Annotated in this window: 15 protein-coding genes; 9 read left to right on the top strand and 6 right to left on the bottom strand. The window is 70.5% G+C overall.

Annotated features, from left to right (window positions below; all coding sequences use genetic code 11):
* Nucleotides 1–10: 10 nt before the first annotated feature.
* Together LG391_RS09760 and fabI are read right to left on the bottom strand one after the other, a co-directional pair.
* Nucleotides 11–505: a GNAT family N-acetyltransferase gene (locus LG391_RS09760; protein WP_225767821.1), complete on the bottom strand. Its 495-nt coding sequence runs from the start codon at nt 503–505 to the stop codon at nt 11–13.
* Entirely contained in the window at nt 502–1,341 is an 840-nt protein-coding gene (gene fabI / locus LG391_RS09755) for an enoyl-ACP reductase FabI (RefSeq protein WP_225767820.1), read from the bottom strand. The genes LG391_RS09760 and fabI overlap by 4 nt, the downstream gene beginning before the upstream one ends.
* A 110-nt stretch (nt 1,342–1,451) precedes the next feature.
* Here fabI and LG391_RS09750 point away from each other — a divergent pair, with 110 nt between their 5' ends.
* A complete protein-coding gene (locus tag LG391_RS09750; RefSeq protein WP_225767819.1) occupies nt 1,452–2,819 on the top strand; it encodes a YihY family inner membrane protein in 1,368 nt (455 codons plus the stop codon).
* Nucleotides 2,820–2,861: 42 nt separating this feature from the next.
* On the opposite strand, the gene LG391_RS09745 is transcribed toward LG391_RS09750, so the two are convergent.
* Nucleotides 2,862–3,332, bottom strand: a complete 471-nt coding sequence (locus LG391_RS09745; RefSeq protein ID WP_225767818.1) for an RT0821/Lpp0805 family surface protein — start codon at nt 3,330–3,332, stop codon at nt 2,862–2,864.
* Nucleotides 3,333–3,449: 117 nt separating this feature from the next.
* Between LG391_RS09745 and pdxH the strand changes: the two genes are divergently transcribed.
* From pdxH to sppA, 4 genes are all read left to right on the top strand, one after another.
* A complete protein-coding gene (gene pdxH / locus LG391_RS09740; RefSeq protein ID WP_225767817.1) occupies nt 3,450–4,127 on the top strand; it encodes a pyridoxamine 5'-phosphate oxidase in 678 nt (225 codons plus the stop codon).
* Nucleotides 4,124–5,065, top strand: coding sequence for a cation diffusion facilitator family transporter (locus tag LG391_RS09735; RefSeq protein ID WP_225767816.1), 942 nt, complete (start codon nt 4,124–4,126; stop codon nt 5,063–5,065). Before pdxH ends, LG391_RS09735 begins: the two co-directional genes overlap by 4 nt.
* A gap of 267 nt (nt 5,066–5,332) precedes the next feature.
* Nucleotides 5,333–5,905: a peroxidase-related enzyme gene (locus tag LG391_RS09730; RefSeq protein WP_225767815.1), complete on the top strand. Its 573-nt coding sequence runs from the start codon at nt 5,333–5,335 to the stop codon at nt 5,903–5,905.
* A gap of 19 nt (nt 5,906–5,924) precedes the next feature.
* Nucleotides 5,925–7,679, top strand: coding sequence for a signal peptide peptidase SppA (gene sppA, locus LG391_RS09725; RefSeq protein ID WP_225767814.1), 1,755 nt, complete (start codon nt 5,925–5,927; stop codon nt 7,677–7,679).
* A gap of 70 nt (nt 7,680–7,749) precedes the next feature.
* On the opposite strand, the gene LG391_RS09720 is transcribed toward sppA, so the two are convergent.
* Complete coding sequence (locus LG391_RS09720; protein ID WP_225767813.1) at nt 7,750–8,352, bottom strand: VOC family protein; 603 nt, start codon at nt 8,350–8,352, stop codon at nt 7,750–7,752.
* 175 nt (nt 8,353–8,527) lie between these two features.
* Here LG391_RS09720 and LG391_RS09715 point away from each other — a divergent pair, with 175 nt between their 5' ends.
* The gene (locus LG391_RS09715) at nt 8,528–9,025 is read left to right on the top strand and encodes a MarR family winged helix-turn-helix transcriptional regulator (protein ID WP_225767812.1); all 498 of its coding nucleotides are present in this window, start codon (nt 8,528–8,530) and stop codon (nt 9,023–9,025) included.
* 6 nt (nt 9,026–9,031) lie between these two features.
* On the opposite strand, the gene LG391_RS09710 is transcribed toward LG391_RS09715, so the two are convergent.
* Entirely contained in the window at nt 9,032–9,775 is a 744-nt protein-coding gene (locus LG391_RS09710) for a TlyA family RNA methyltransferase (protein WP_225767811.1), read from the bottom strand.
* Between the two features lie 94 nt (nt 9,776–9,869).
* On the opposite strand from LG391_RS09710, the gene LG391_RS09705 reads away from it, so the two are divergent.
* The gene (locus LG391_RS09705) at nt 9,870–10,943 is read left to right on the top strand and encodes a Gfo/Idh/MocA family protein (protein ID WP_225767810.1); all 1,074 of its coding nucleotides are present in this window, start codon (nt 9,870–9,872) and stop codon (nt 10,941–10,943) included.
* Nucleotides 10,944–10,953: 10 nt separating this feature from the next.
* On the opposite strand, the gene LG391_RS09700 is transcribed toward LG391_RS09705, so the two are convergent.
* Nucleotides 10,954–11,370 carry a response regulator gene (locus tag LG391_RS09700; protein WP_225767809.1) on the bottom strand — a complete coding sequence of 139 codons (417 nt, stop codon included), beginning with the start codon at nt 11,368–11,370 and terminating at the stop codon, nt 10,954–10,956.
* 280 nt (nt 11,371–11,650) lie between these two features.
* On the opposite strand from LG391_RS09700, the gene LG391_RS09695 reads away from it, so the two are divergent.
* Nucleotides 11,651–12,706 (top strand): efflux RND transporter periplasmic adaptor subunit, encoded by a 1,056-nt coding sequence (locus LG391_RS09695; protein WP_225767808.1) that lies wholly within the window; start codon nt 11,651–11,653, stop codon nt 12,704–12,706.
* A gap of 1 nt (nt 12,707) precedes the next feature.
* Entirely contained in the window at nt 12,708–15,821 is a 3,114-nt protein-coding gene (locus tag LG391_RS09690; RefSeq protein WP_225767807.1) for an efflux RND transporter permease subunit, read from the top strand.
* Nucleotides 15,822–15,860: the final 39 nt, after the last annotated feature.

Genomic DNA, 15,860 nt, shown 5'->3' with positions numbered 1-15,860 from the left:
AAATCCGGGCTCAGCCCTCTCGGGCCACGCGGTCGAGGGCGTCGCCCTCGAGCCGATAATAGATCTTCTGCGGCAGGCGCGCCGCGCCGATCCGGTCGTAGAGGCGCTGCGCCCCCTCGTTCCAGGTCTCGGTGGTCCAGTCGAGCCGGGTGCAGCCGCGGTCCTGCGCCAGCCGCGCCAGGAAGCGCAGCAGCGCCTCGCCGGCGCCGAGGCCGCGGGCGCCGTCGCGGACGTAGAGGTCCTTGAGCTGCAGATGGCCGGTCAGGGCCCGCCCCGGGAACAGCATGCCGAAGCTGGCGACGCCAACCGCCCGGCCATCGATCTCCGCCAGGGCGATCTCGGTCGGATGCTCGCCATAGACATAGCGCCCGACCCGCTCGGCCGTCACCGCCTCGGGGTCGAGCGCGCGGCCCTCGGCATAGTGCCGGTCGAGGTCCTGGAACATCTCCGTCACGGCCGCGCGATCGGCATCCGTGGCCAGCCGGACCGTGACGGCCGCGCTCATGGCTTCGGCGCCAGGCTCTGCAGCAGATCGGCCGTCGCGGCCGCGTTGTCGACCGCGACCATGCCGACCGTGTGATAGCCGCAGTCGACGTGGTGCACCTCGCCCGTCACGCCGGAGCCGAGGTCGGAGAGGAGGTAGAGCCCGGCGCCGCCGACCTGCTCGATGGTGACGTTGCGCTTCAGGGGCGCGTTCAGCTCGTTCCACTTCAGGATGTAGCGGAAATCGCCGATGCCGCTGGCGGCCAGGGTCTTGATCGGGCCGGCCGAGATGGCGTTGACCCGGATGTTGCGGCCGCCCAGGTCGACCGCGAGGTAGCGCACGCTGGCCTCCAGCGCCGCCTTGGCCACGCCCATCACGTTGTAGTGCGGCATCACCCGCTCCGCCCCGTAATAGGTCAGGGTCAGCAGGCTGCCGCCTTCGGTCATCAGCGGCACCGCCCGCTGCGCCACGGCGGTGAAGCTGTAGCAGGAGATGTCCATGGTGCGCAGGAAGTTGTCCCGCGTCGTGTTGAGGTACAGGCCGTCGAGCTCGTTCTTGTCGGAGAAGGCGATGCCGTGCACCAGGAAGTCGAGCCGGCCCCAGTCGCGCTCCAGCGTCTCGAACACCCCGTCGATGCTGGCATGGTCGGTGACGTCGCAGGGCAGCACATGGGTCGAGCCGACGCTCTCCGCCAGCGGCTTGACACGCTTGTAGAGGGCGTCACCCTGGTAGGTGAAGGCGAGCTCCGCACCCTGCGCCGCACAGGCCGAGGCGATCCCCCAGGCGATCGACCGGTCGTTGGCGACGCCCATGATCAAGCCGCGCTTGCCTTGAAGGAGCGGAGAGGGAACCGTCATTGCAAAGCCTCAGTTGGGGTCAGGAAGCCCGAACGGGGCGCGCCGCGGGTCCTCGGGAAGGTGCGGGGATCGTACACGAACGCCCTATCGGGTCAAATGTGGGCTGATGAATGGCATCGGGACCGGGTGATCGGCAAGAGCGGAGCTGGAGCGTCAGCCACAAGATCCGCAGCTGGGCGAAGGCGTTCTACACCTTCGGCCGCTACGCCGTGCTGCGCTTCTGGAACGACCGCGGGGCGCAGGCGGCCTCGGCCCTGACCTATTCCTCGCTGCTGGCGCTGGTGCCGATGGCGACCATCGCCTTCTCGATCCTGTCCGCCTTCCCCGCCTTCGGCGTGATCAAGGGCGCGGCCCAGGCCTGGCTGGTCGAGATGCTGGTGCCCGAGGTCGGGCACACGGTGCTGAACTATCTCGAAGGCTTCAGCCAGAACACCGGCCGGCTGACCGCCTTCTCGATCGTCGGCCTGGTGGTCAGTTCGGTCCTGCTGCTGGCCACCATCGAGGACGCCTTCAACGGCATCTGGCGGGTGAAGGAGCAGCGCGCCTGGGTGGTGCGGATCGTCACCTTCTGGGCGATCCTGACCCTGACCCCGATCCTGGTGGTCGCCAGCTTCTCCTTCACCATCAGCTTCTTCGGCAGCCACAGCGGCGGCGTCGCCCAGCAGCTGTGGGCGCCCTTCATCGGCTTCGTGCCGCTGGTGCTGCAGTTCATCGGCTTCACGCTTCTGTACCAGTTGATCCCGAACCGTTCGGTGCGCTGGACCGACGCCGTCATCGGCGGGCTGATCGCGTCGGTGCTGTTCGACATCTCCAAGCGCCTGTTCGCCTGGTACCTGCGCGCCTTCCCGGCGTACGAGACGATCTACGGCGCCCTGGCCACGATCCCGATCTTCCTGCTGTGGCTGTATCTCGCCTGGTCGATCGTGCTGATCGGCGCGGTGATCGCCGCGGCGCTGCCGGACTGGCGCTCCGGCCGCCTTTTGGGCGGCGAGATCGACAGCCTGCTGCCCGGGCCGCGCCTGACCATCGCCGTCGCCATCCTGCGCGAGCTGGCGGCGGCCAGCCGCCTCGGCGTCGGCATGCACCGCCCGACCCTGCTCGACCGCGTGCCGGTCGGCATCTCCGCCCTCGACGGCATGCTGGAGCAGTTGCGCCACGCCCGCTTCGTCGAACGCTCCGCCTCCGACACCTGGCTGATCTCGCGCGATCTGCGGGTGACGACCCTGGCCGACCTGATGCGCGGCCTGGGCATCGGCATGCGCGGCAAGATCGGCGAGGTGCCGGGGCTGGAGGGCGCCTGGCTGCAGGCGCTGGCCGACCGCATCCACGCCGCAGAGGAGGCGCATCACGACAGCCTGGGCGTGCCGCTGGCGACGGTGCTGGTCGACGAACCGCCGGCCGAGCGCCTGCCCGGCCGGGCGGAGAACCCGCCGATCCCGCTGCACCGCCCCTCCACGAATGCCGAAGGCCCGCCGTGAGCGGCACGGCGGGCCTTCGTCGGACGGTTCGGATCGGGGGTCTTAGCCGTTGACGATCCGCCAAGTTCCATCGCCTTCGCGGCAGGCGGTGCCGGTGCCGGGCTGGGCCCGGCCCTGGACGTAGATGGTCTGGGTGAATTCGCGGCAGTCACGCCCGTAGTCCCGATAGGTGCGGGTCGGGGTGACCGTGCCGTAATTGCCGGAATCCGGGTTGCGCCAGGAGCTGGAGGTGCCGGTCGGGGCGCTCTCGAAGGCCTGGTTGTAGGTGCGCTCGGCATAGAGCTGGTCCGACCGGTCGAGCGAGGCGCCGACCGAGTTGCCGAGCCAGCCGCCGATCAGCACACCGGCGGCCGTCGCGGCCAGCTTGCCGGTGCCGCTGCCGAACTGCGAGCCGAGCAGGCCGCCGCCGGCGGCGCCGATCAGGGTGCCGGCGCCCTGCTTCGGGCCATAGTCCTGGCACCCGGCCAGGGCGACCGCGCCCACGAGCACGGCGGCGATGGTGAACTTCCTCATTCTCTCCGATCCTCCTGCGATGCCCGCAGCGGGCATCGGACCTGTCCTGGCCGCCATGGACTTCACGGCGTCGATCCCTAATGTAGCCGGAATTCGACCGAATGAAGGCCGTGCGCCATGACGACGCCCCCCTCCACCACCCCGAATCCCGGCAGTGCCGCAACCGAACCCGCCAACCTTGATTTCGTTCCGCCGGCGGACCCGTTCGCGCTGTTCGAAACCTGGTTCGCCCTGGCCTCGGCGCATGAGATCAACGACCCCAACGCCATGGCACTGGCGACCGCGACGGCGGACGGCGTGCCCTCGGTCCGGACGGTGCTGCTGAAGGGCATCGACGACGCCGCGACGGAAGCGCGCGGCTTCGTCTTCTACACCAATCTGGAGAGCCGCAAGGGCGAGGAGCTGGCCCGCAACCCGCGGGCGGCGCTGTGCTTCTACTGGAAGAGCCTGCGCCGGCAGATCCGGATCGAGGGGCCGGTGACGCCGGTCGAGCCGGCGGAGGCCGACGCCTATTTCGCCAGCCGCCCGCGCGGCAGCCGGATCGGCGCCTGGGCCTCGGCCCAGTCGCGGCCGCTGGCCGACCGGGCGACGCTGGAGCAGGCGGTGGACGAGGCGACCCGCCGCTTCGGGCCGGAGGAGACGGACGGGCCGGTGCCGCGGCCGCCGCACTGGTCCGGCTTCCGCCTGGTGCCGTGGCGGATCGAGTTCTGGCAGGAGCGGCCGTACCGGCTGCACGACCGCATCGCGTACGAGCCGGGACGGGACGGCTGGCGCCACCATCGGCTGTATCCGTGACGGACGCCGTCCAGAACGGCGGCGAACAGGCCAGACGCGACCGGCTGCTGCGGCTGGCGACGGCGGTCAGCGTCTCGGTGGCCTCGACCCTGGCCGTCCTGAAGCTGGCCGCTTGGCTGGTGACCGGGTCGGCCGCGATCCTGTCCTCGCTGCTCGACAGCCTGGTCGACGTCGCCGCCTCCGGCATCCTGATGATCAGCGTGCGCCACGCGCTGCGGCCGCCGGACCGGTCGCACCGCTTCGGCCACGGCAAGGCCGAACCGCTGGGCGCCATCGCCCAGGCCGCCTTCGTCGGCGGCTCGGCCCTGCTGCTGATCTTCGAATCGGCCGGCCGCTTCATCAATCCCGAGCCGGTGGCCGAGGTGCCGCTCGGCATCGCCGTGATGGCGATCTCCCTGGCGGCAACGATCCTGCTGGTGCTGTTCCAGCGCAGCGTCGCCCGCCGCACCGATTCGACCGCGATCGACGCCGACCGGCTGAACTATGTCGGCGACACCGCCACCAGCGTGGTGGTGCTGGCGGTGCTGGTGATCGGCCAGCGGCCGGGCTGGCAGTGGCTCGACCCCGCCGCCGCCATCGGCGTGGCGCTGTGGCTTCTGGTCAGCGCCGCCCGCATCGCCCGCCGCGCCGTCGACCACCTGATGGACCGCGAGCTGCCGCGCGAGGACCGGGACAGGATCGCCGCCATCGTCCGCGCCGATCCGGAGGTGGCCGGCCTGCACGACATGCGCACCCGCAGCGCCGGCGGCACCCGCTTCATCGAGCTGCATGTCGAGATGGACGGTAGCCTGACCCTGTGGCAGGCCCACACCGTCTGCGACCGGCTGGAGGCGGCGCTGTCCGACGCCTTTCCCGACGCCGAGGTGATCCTGCACCAGGAGCCGGCCGGGCTGGACGACGAGCGGTTGGACCACCGCATCTACAAGCGCGGGGGTTAGCTCCTCCGCCCAGGCACCTCTCTCCGACTCTCGGTCCCCTTCCCCGTCATGGCGAGCGAAGCGTGGCCATCCAGTCGCGCAGCCGGAACAGATCCCCGCCATCCTGGATGGCCACGCCCCTCCTGGGCTCGCCATGACGGTGAGGGACATGGGTCATCGTCAATGAGGGTCGATATGGAGCCATCGTCATAGATATCGCCGAGAGCCGGTTCGACCCGGCCCTCGCCGCCTGCTAGGCTGCGCCGGCGACCAGAGAGGATTCCTGCCGTGCCGCAGCCCGACCACGTCATGGCCTTCCCGATCCCGGACGAGGCTGCGCTCGACGACGATCTCAAGGCCTATTACGCCAAGTGCATGGAGAAGCTGGGGCTGGTGCCGAACGTGATCCGCGCCTACAGCCTGCGGCCGAAGAAGCTGCGCAACTTCATCGCCACCTACAACGAGCTGATGCTGGGCGACAGCGGCCTGTCGAAGCTGGAGCGGGAGATGATCGCCGTCACCGTCTCCTCGGCCAACCGATGCTACTACTGCCTGGTCGCCCACGGCCAGGCGGTGCGGCGCCTGGCGGAGGATCCGGAGCTCGGCGAGATGCTGGCCTTCAATTACCGCGTCGCCCGGCTGCCGCCGCGCCACCGCGCCATGCTGGACTTCGCCTGGCTGCTGACCACCGAGCCGCACCGGGTCGGCGACCCCGAGCGCACGGCGCTGCGCGGGCACGGCTTCTCCGACGAGGACATCTTCGACATCTGCGACGTGGTCGGGTTCTTCAACATGTCGAACCGCGTCGCCACGGGCGTCGACATGATGCCGAACCGCGACTATCACGCGATGAACCGCTGATTCCCGGGCAGGACGCATCATGGGCCGTTTCATCCGCGCCATCCTCATCATCTTCGGCGTGCTGTTCCTGCTGCTGCTCGCCGTGGTCGGCGGGACGGCCTGGTACCTGGCGACGCGGTCGCCCTCGCTGCCGAAGGGCGACCTCGCCCTGGTGCTCGACCTGCGCCGCGGCGCGCCGGACCAGGTGCCGGGCGGCTTCAGCCTGACCCGCAGCCCGCTGACGCTGCACCAGACCATCGACGCGATCGACCGTGCCGCCGCCGACCCGCGGGTCGGCGCCATCGTCGCCCGGCTGGCGCCCGACGCGGTGCCGCTGGCCTCGGCGCAGGAGCTGCGCGACGCCGTCGACCGGGCGCGACGGGCCGGCAAGCTGACGGTGGCCCATGCCGACGACCTCGGCAGCGCCGGGCCCGGCAATGTCGCGATCTATCTCGCCGCCGGCTTCGACCAGACCCTGATGATGCCGCAGGGCGGCGTCGGCCTGACCGGCATCTCGGTCGAGGTGCCGTTCGTGCGCGACCTGCTGGACACCGTCGGCATCCAGCCCGAGGTGAGCAAGCGCGGCCAGTACAAATCGGCGCCCGAGACCTTCACCGAGCGCGACTTCACCCCGGCCAGCCGGGCGATGAACGAGGCCATGGCCCAGGGGCTGTACGACCAGCTGGTCGCCGGCATCGCCCAGGGCCGCGCCATGCCGCCGGACCAGGTCAAGCGGCTGATCGACGGCGGGCCCTACACCGCCAGGGAGGCGGTCGATGCCAAGCTGGTCGACAGGCTGGCCTATTGGGACGAGGTCGACGGGCTGGTCGACGCCCGGGCCGGCCGCAAGCTGGCCGAGGTCGGGGCCGGCGACTATCTGGCCGCGACCGAGCCGGAGACGAAGGGCGACCAGCCGCGGATCGCGGTGATCTACGCCACCGGCCCGATCGTCGACGAGGCCTCGGACAGCCGGCTGGATCGCGAGATCGTCGGCCGCGAGCTGGCCGAGACCATCGACGACGCGGTCGAGAACGAGAAGATCAAGGCGATCGTGCTGCGCATCGACAGCCCCGGCGGCTCGGTCGTCGCCTCGGCCCTGATCGGCCGGTCGGTCGGACGGGCGCGCGACGCCGGCAAGCCGATCGTGGTGTCGATGGGCGAGGCCGCGGCCTCCGGCGGCTACTGGATCGCCGCCCAGGCCAAGGCGATCGTGGCCGAACCCTCGACCCTGACGGGGTCGATCGGCATCTTCGCCGGCAAGCCGGTGCTGCAGGCGCTGTGGAAGAAGGTCGGCGTCAGCTGGGGCACCGTGCAGCGTGGCCGCAACGCCGGGATCTGGACCCTGAACGAGCCGCTCGACGCCACCGAGAAGGGCCGGTTCGAAGCCGGCATCGATGCCGGCTACGACGCCTTCCTGCAGCTGGTGGCCAAAGGCCGCGGCATGGACCCGAAGGCGGTCGACGCCGTCGCCCAGGGCCGGGTCTGGCTGGGCAGCGAAGCGGTCAAGAACGGGCTGGTCGACCGGCTGGGCGGGCTCGACGCCGCCATGGTCATCGCCCGCCAGGCGATCGGCCTGAGCCCCGACGCCAAGGTGGCGGTGGTGCGCCTGCCGCGCCCGCGCTCGGCGCTGGATACGCTGCGCCGGCTGATCTCGGGCAGCCCGTTCGGCGGCGCGGCGCTGCTGGAGCAGGCCGGGCTGGGCCCCCTGGGCCCGGTCGCGGAACGCTTCGGCGCCCTCGCCGCCGCGGCGGACGGCCCGGTCGCGGCCATGCAGCCGCTGCTGCTGGGCCGGTAGGAAATCCCGGAGCCCGAGCTGACACCACCCCGAGCGGTGTCAGCTCGGAGAGCGCTGTCCTTCACACCGCTTACAGGGGCAGCTCCCGGCCGGCCTGTTCGCGGACGATGTATTCGGCGTACCAGTCCGGCCAGTTCGCGTCGTGCTGGCCGCCGTTCCGCTTCTCGTGCTCGCCATGGGCGGCCGCCGCGCGCCGCAGCGTGGCGGCAAGTTCCTTCGCGGAGCTGAAGATGGTGTCGCCCGCCTCCACCCGTCCCGGCAGGCGGTGGGTGACCTCCTGGATCAGCCATTCGTTGCCGTCCGGGTCCCTGAACGAGGCCCAGGAGGCATAACTGCGCCGGGTCGGCTCCGGCCCGCTGCGGCGCTGCCCGGCCTCGTCGTGATGGTACACCTCGCTCACATCGACGCCGCGGGCGGCGAGCTCGGCGCGCGTCGCCACGATGTCGGAGACGATGAAGTAGGGGGCCACGGTGTTGCCCTGGCCGAAGATCACCGAGGCCGGTGAGCCCGGAGGGGTGACCTGGATAACCCGGAAGTTGTCGCCGGAGATGTCGGCATCCAGCCGCCAGCCCAGGCCGGTGTAGAAGCTCTTGGCGCGGTCGACATCCGAGACCGGGATGGTGACGACCTCGAGCTTCAGCTCGGGATTGCTGTTCACATCGGTGTTGCTCATGTCCTGCTCCTCCGGTTGCGGGAGTTCGCGAACTGGGCGATTCTCCCGGAATATAAATCGCGTCCGTTTCAATCGGACGCAATTTATTTAGGCCGAGCGATTCCCGGTGTCAACCTCTTCCGATTTAATCGGATGCGATCTATATAAGAATAACACCATATGAAGCGAGGCCCCTGTGACCCAATCCCGAGACCGAACGCTGCCGAAGCTGGCCGATTTCCTGTGCTTCGCGGTCTATTCGGCGAATCTCGCCTTCGGCCGAGCGTACAAGCCGATCCTGGAGGAGCTCGGCATCACCTATACCCAGTGGATCACCATCGTCGCCCTGTGGGACGACGACAACCAGACCGTGAAGAGCCTGGGTGAGAAGCTGTTCCTCGAATCCAACACGCTGACCCCGATCCTCAAGCGGCTGGAGGAGCTCGGTTATCTCCGCCGCCGGCGCGACCCCGCCGACGAGCGGCAGGTAATCGTCAGCCTGACCGAGGCCGGGCGTCGCCTGCGGGAGCAGGGCGGGCAGCGGGACCTAGTCGACGCGACGGGCCTGAACGCTGAGGAGTTCGCGGCGCTGCAGAAGGCGATCGTCAAGATGCGCGACAGCCTGCTCAGCCACGCGGAGGCCCAGGCCGACGCTCGCTCGGCAGAGCCGAGGCGCAGCGCCGCGGCGCGATAAACCGGCTCAGCCCTCGAACCGACCGCCGATCAGGAACTCGACATTGCCTTCGGGGCCGGTGATCGGGCTTTCGGCGACGCCCAGCACCTGCCAGCCCGGGCGGGCGGCGAGCCAGGCGGAAATGCGGTCGCAGACCTCGCGGTGCAGCTCCGGGTCGCGCACCACGCCGCCCTTGCCGACCCGGTCGGGCCCGACCTCGAATTGCGGCTTGATCAGCGCCACCAGCCAGGCGCCCGGCGCGGCCAGGGCCAGCGCCGCCGGCAACACCGTCTCGAGCCCGATGAAGCTGGCGTCGCAGACGACAATGCCGACCCGATCCGGGATCAGCGCCCGGTCGAGATGCCGGGCATTGGTCCGCTCCAGCACCACCACGCGCGGGTCCTGGCGCAGCGACCAGGCCAGCTGGCCGTGCCCGACATCGACGGCGTAGACCTTCGCCGCACCGCGGCTCAGCAGCACGTCGGTGAAGCCGCCGGTCGAGGCGCCGACGTCGAGCCCCACCAGCCCGGCCGGGTCGATGCCGAAATGGTCGAGGCCCTTGACCAGCTTCAGCCCACCGCGGCTGACCCAGGGATGGTCGCGACCGCGCACCGACAGCGCCTCGGGCTGGGCGATGCCGTCGCCCGGCTTCTCGACCCGCTTCGTGCCCTCATAGACCAGCCCGGCCAGGATCAGCGCCTGGGCCCGCGCCCGGCTTTCCGCCAGGCCGCGCTCGACCAGCACCAGATCCGCCCGCGGCCGCTTCGCCATCGCTTCCCTCCGTCCACCCGTCGGATGCGGTTTACACCCTTTGCCGTTCCGGGGTGAGATTCCTCCTCCGGCCCCGAGTCCCGAGGATCCGCACGTGCCCCGCTGCAACTTCGCCATCGTCGGCCCCGGCTGGCGCACCGAGTTCTTCCTGCGCGTCGCCCGGGCGCTGCCGGAGCGCTTCCGCGTCGACGGCGTGGTGGTGCGCGACCCGGCCCGCGGCGCCGCCTTCGAGGCGCAATGGGGGCTGCCGACCTTCCGCACGACCGAGGCGCTGCTGCGCCTGACCCGGCCGCGCTTCACCGTCGTGTCCGTCTCGCAGCCGGCCGCGCCCGGCGTGATCGCCGAGCTGGCGGCGGCCGGCCAGCCGGTGCTGACCGAGACGCCGCCGGCGCCCGACCTCGACGGGCTGCTGCGGCTCAATGCGCTGGTCCGCGGCGGCGCCCGCGTCCAGGTGGCGGAGCAGTACTTCCTGCAGCCGACCCACGCCGCCCGCCTCGCGCTGATCGCCGCCGGCCGGATCGGCACGCCGAGCCACGCCCATGTCGCGGTGGCGCACGGCTATCACGGCACCAGCCTGATCCGGAAGCATCTCGGCCTGGGCTTCGAGAACGCCACCATCCGGGCCCAGGGCTTCACCAGCCCGATCATCGCCGGCCCGACCCGCGCCGGCCCGCCGGCCGAACACCGCATCGCCCAGTCCGAGCAGACCATCGCCACGCTGGATTTCGGCGACCGGTCGGCGGTGTTCGACTTCACCAGCGACCAGTACCATCACTGGATCCGGTCGCCGCGCGTGCTGGTACGGGGCGAGCGCGGCGAGATCAAGGATGACGAGCTGCGCTTCCTGCAGGACCACCGCACCCCGGTGACGCTGCGCCTGCTGCGCCAGGATGCTGGGCAATACGCCGACATCCAGGGCCATCACCTGGTGGGCATCCTGGCCGGGACCGACTGGGTCTACCGCAACCCCTTCGCCGGGACCCGGCTGAACGACGACGAGATCGCCGTCGGCGCCTGCCTGGCCGGCATGGCCCGCTATGTCGAGACTGGGGAGGAGATCTACGGCTTCGCCGAGGCGGCGCAGGACCAGTATCTGGCGCTGTCGATCGCCGCGGCGAAGGCGTCAGGTCAGGCGGTGCGGACGGAGACGCAGCCCTGGGCGGCCTGACGTCGGGCCGTCAGTGGATGCTGGCGTCGCCTGGGCGGACGCTGAAGATCGACTGCACCAGCCCGGAGAAGCGGCGCGGGTCATAGGGCTTTGGCAGGATCGGCAGGTTGCGGTAGGGCGCGGGCAGGCTTTCCCGCGGATAGCTGGTGGCCAGGATCACCGGCACGCCGCGCTGCAGCAGGATGTCGACGGCCGGGAAGGCCGCGGCGCCGGCGAGGTTGAGGTCGACCATGGCGCCGTCGATCGGCTGGCTGCGCGCCATCTCCACGGCGCGCGAGACCGTCGTCGCCGGGCCGACCACGGTGCCGCCCCAGGTCCGCAGGGTCAGCTCCAGGTCGAGCGCCACGATCTGCTCGTCCTCGACGATCAGGATGCGTCGGCCGTGCAGGTCGACCGCATCCTCCGCTTCGCTGTAGAGCAATCCCATTCCGCTTGTCCCCGCGGCCGGCGCGTCGGGCCGTCCATCGGGTCCCTTCCAGTGCCGCTGCTGGACGCAGCGTGGATTCGTCATATCGCTGCCATAAACACCGGATTCGGTATGCTGTTCCCGACCGCGATATTGCTGCGACGGAATCTCCCCCCTGTGCCGTGAAAGACACAGGCGGCATCAACCAAGAAGAAACCGGCCGTTGATAGTAGAGTACGCCGCTGGACCGGCGCGGCGACGGAAGGGGGCTTGCGGACGCATGCGTGCGTGGAAACAACTTGTGGCCATCGGCCTGCTCGCTGCCGTCGCGGCGGGCGTGTGGCGCTATGCGCCGTGGCAGGCCGACGGCGCGGTGGCGCCACGTGGCGGTCCGATCGCAACCCCGGTGACGCTCGCGCCCGTCCATATCGGCACGGTGACGGAGGTGATGGACGCCGTCGGCACCACGCGGGCGCGCGAGGCGGTCACCATCACCGCCAAGACCAGCGGCATCGTCGACCGGATCGAGTTCGAGGACGGCCAGGCCGTCGCCGCCGGCGCCCCGATCATCCGGCTGGACAGCGCCGAGCTGGAGGCGACCGTCGCCTCGGCCGAGGCCGAGCTGCGCAACGCCCGCCTGGCGCTCGACCGGGCCGAGACCCTGTCGAAGTCGCGCAACGTCCCGCAGGCCCAGGTGGACACGCTGCGCGCCGACCTCGAGGTCAAGACCGCGGCGGTGGCGGCGCAGAAGGCCCGGCTGGCGGAGCGGGTGATCACCGCCCCCTTCGCCGGCACGCTGGGCATCCGCAAGGTCAGCCAGGGCGCCCTGGTGTCGCCCGGCACCGCGATCGTCACGCTGGACGCCCTCAGCCGGGTCAAGGTCGACTTCAACCTGCCCGAGATGCTGCTGTCGCGCCTGGCCCCGGGCCTGACTCTCGAGGTCCACAGCGACGCCTATCCCGACCGCGCCTTCACCGCCACCGTCACCTCGGTCGACACCCGCGTCGACCCGGCCACCCGGTCGGTCACCACGGTGGCGGAGATCGACAACCGCGACGGGCTGCTGCGCCCCGGCATGTTCATGACCGTGCGGGTGCAGCTGTCGACCGACCCGTCCGCCCTCCTGGTGCCGGAACAGGCGCTTGTGCCGCAGGGCACCCGCCAGTTCGTCTATCTGGTCGTCGACGGGAAGGCGGTGCGGCGCGAGGTGACGCTGGGCACCCGGCTGCGCGGCCAGGTGCAGATCCGGTCCGGCCTGACCGCCGGAGAGTCGGTGGTGATCGAGGGCATGCAGCGGCTGCGCGACGGCGTGCCGGTCCAGGTGCAGCCGGCCGGCGCCGCATCGGCGGGGACCTGACATGGTCCTGTCCGACACCGCCATCAAGCGCCCGGTCTTCGCGATCGTCGTCAGCCTGCTGCTGGTGGTGCTGGGCGTCTTCGCCTTCCAGCGGCTGACCGTCCGCGAATACCCCAACATCGACCCGCCGGTGGTGTCGATCACCACCACCTATGAAGGCGCCTCGGCCCAGGTGATCGAGAGCCAGATCACCCAGATCATCGAAGAGGGCGTGGCCGGCGTCGCCGGCATCCGCACCATGCGGTCGACCAGCCAGGAGGGGCGGTCCAGCGTCCGGCTGGAATTCGACATCGAGCGCGATGTCGAGAGCGCCACCAACGACGTGCGCGATTCGGTCGGCCGGGTGATCGCCCGGCTGCCGGACAACGCCGACACCCCGATCATCCGCAAGGTCGACGCGGACGCCAGCCCGATCATCTATGCCACCCTGACCAGCGACGGCCGTTCGGCGATCGAGCTGAGCGACATGGCCAAGCGCTATGTCGTCGATCCGCTTTCGGCCGTGGACGGCGTCGCCCAGGTGACGATCGGCGGCGAGCGCCAGCCGTCGATGCGGGTCTGGCTGGACCGCAACGCCATGGCGGCGCGGCTGGTCACGGCGCAGGACGTCAGCGACGCGCTCGAGGCCCAGAATGTCGAGCTGCCGTCGGGCCGGGTCGAATCGAACGACCGCGAGCTGACGGTGCGCACCAACACCCGGCTGTCGACGCCGGAGGAGTTCGCCCGCATCGTGCTGCGCCGCGAGGGCGACACCCTGGTGCGGCTCGGCGACGTGGCCAGGGTCGAGGTCGGTGCCCGCGACGACCGCAGCGGCTTCCGGGCCGACGGCAAGCCCGCGGTCGGCATCGGCGTGGTCAAGCAGTCGACCGCCAACACGCTGGACGTGGCCGAGGGCGTGCGCCACGCGATGGACACGCTGCGCCAGTCGCTGCCGCCGGATGTGCGGATCGAGATCTCCTCCGACGACAGCGTTTTCATCGACAAGTCGATCGAGGAGGTGTTCCTGGCGCTGGCCATCGCGCTGGCGCTGGTGGTCGGCATCGTCTTCGTGTTCCTGCGCAGCATCCGCGCCACGCTGATCCCGGCGGTCGCCGTGCCGGTCTCGATCATCGCCTCCTTCATCGTCCTGGCGGCGCTGGGCTATTCGATCAACGTGCTGACCCTGCTGGCAATGGTGCTGGCGATCGGCCTGGTGGTCGACGACGCGATCATCGTGCTGGAGAACATCAGCCGCCGGATCGAGCATGGCGAGCCGCCGCTGGTCGCGGCCTATCTCGGCGCGCGCCAGATCGGCTTCGCCGTGGTCGCCACCACCGCGGTGCTGACCGCGGTGTTCGTCCCGATCTCCTTCCTGCAGGGCAATGTCGGGCGGCTGTTCAGCGAATTCGGCATCACCGTCGCCTCCTCGGTGCTGTTCTCGGCGCTGATCGCCCTGACCCTGACGCCGGCGATGTGCAGCCGGCTGCTGCGCCCGGCCAATGAGGAGACCTGGCTGCACAAGGTGACGGAGCACGGCTTCGAGCTGCTGAACCGCGGCTACAAGGCGACGCTCGGCTTCGCCCTCGGCGCGCCCTTGCTGGTCTGCGCCATCGCCGTCGCGCTCAGCGTCGGCGCGGTGGCGCTGCTGCAGAACCTGCCGCAGGAATTCGTGCCGACCGAGGATCGCGGCCGGGTGGTGATCAGCGCCACCGGGCCGGAAGGCTCGAGCATGGAGTACACCGGCGCCCAGTTGGCCCGGATCGAGGCCACCCTGACGCCCTATGTCGAGGCGCAGGACGTCACCCGCCTGCTCGCCATCCTGGCGCCGTCCTGGGGCCCGACCGGGGTGAACCGGGTCACCGTCATCGGCCAGATGAAGCCCTGGGACGAGCGCAGCCGGTCGCAGCAGCAGGTGGTGCGCGAGCTGTCGGCCAAGCTGGCCGACATCCCCGGCATCCGTGCCGTCGCCATCAACCCGAGCGGCCTCGCCCGCGGCTCCGGCGCCCCGGTGCGCTTCGTCATCGGCGGCAACACCTATGAGCAGCTGGCCGAGTGGCGCGACCGGCTGGAGGACCGGCTGCGCAACTCCCGCGTGCTGCGCAACCTGCAGGCCGATTACGACGAGACCAAGCCGGAGCTGCGCGTCGCCATCGACCGCAATCGCGCCGCCGATCTCGGCATCTCGATCCGCGCCATCGGCGAGACGCTGGAGACCATGTTCGGATCGGTCGCCGTCACCCGCTACGAGGATGACGGCGAGGAATACGACGTGGTGCTGCAGGCGAGGGCCGAGGACCGGCAGACGCCGCGCGACCTGTCCAATATCTTCGTCCGGGCGTCCGGCGGCACGCTGGTGCCGCTGACCAGCCTGGTGAAGCTGCAGGACGTCGCCGGCCCGGCCAGCCTGGGCCGCTTCGACCGGGTCCGCGCCATCACCTTCACCGCCAGCCTGGCCGACAGCGCCACGCTGGGCGATGCGGTCACCGAGATTCGCGCCGCCGTCGCCGAGGTTCTGCCGACCGAGGCCCGCCTGTCCTGGGACGGCGACACCCGCGAGTTCCTGGAAAGCAGCGCCTCGCTCTACATCACCTTCGGTACCGCCCTTTTGATCGTCTTCCTGGTGCTGGCGGCGCAGTTCGAAAGCTTCGTCCACCCGGTCACCATCCTGCTGACCGTGCCGCTGGCGATCTTCGGCGCGCTCGGCTCGGTCGCGCTGCTCGGCATGACCGTGAACATCTACACCCAGATCGGCATGGTCATGCTGATCGGGCTGACGGCGAAGAACGCGATCCTGATCGTCGAATTCGCCAACCAGCTGCGCGACGAGGGGCTGGGGGTGCTGGAGGCGGTGCGCGAGGCCGCCGCCACCCGGCTGCGGCCGATCCTGATGACCTCGATCGCCACCGCGCTGGGCGCCCTGCCGCTGGCGATCGCGACCGGGGCGGGCGCCGAATCGCGCCAGGCGATCGGCGTCGTCATCTTCGGCGGCGTCATGGTCTCGACCCTCTTGTCGCTGTACCTGGTGCCGGTGCTGTACCGGGCCCTGGCCCGCTTCACCGCCCCGGCCAGCCGCACCGCCAAGGAGCTGGAGCGCCAGCTGCTGATCCATCGCAGCGAGGGCTCGCCGGCGGAATAGGAGAATCCGCGCCCTTCGGCGAATTTTTCGCCGTGACCG

The organism is Inquilinus sp. Marseille-Q2685 (assembly GCF_916619195.1).
Taxonomy (GTDB): Bacteria; Pseudomonadota; Alphaproteobacteria; order DSM-16000; family Inquilinaceae; genus Inquilinus.
The sequence above is the reverse complement of the archived record's forward strand: the minus strand, read 5'-3'. Positions and strand labels throughout refer to the sequence as shown.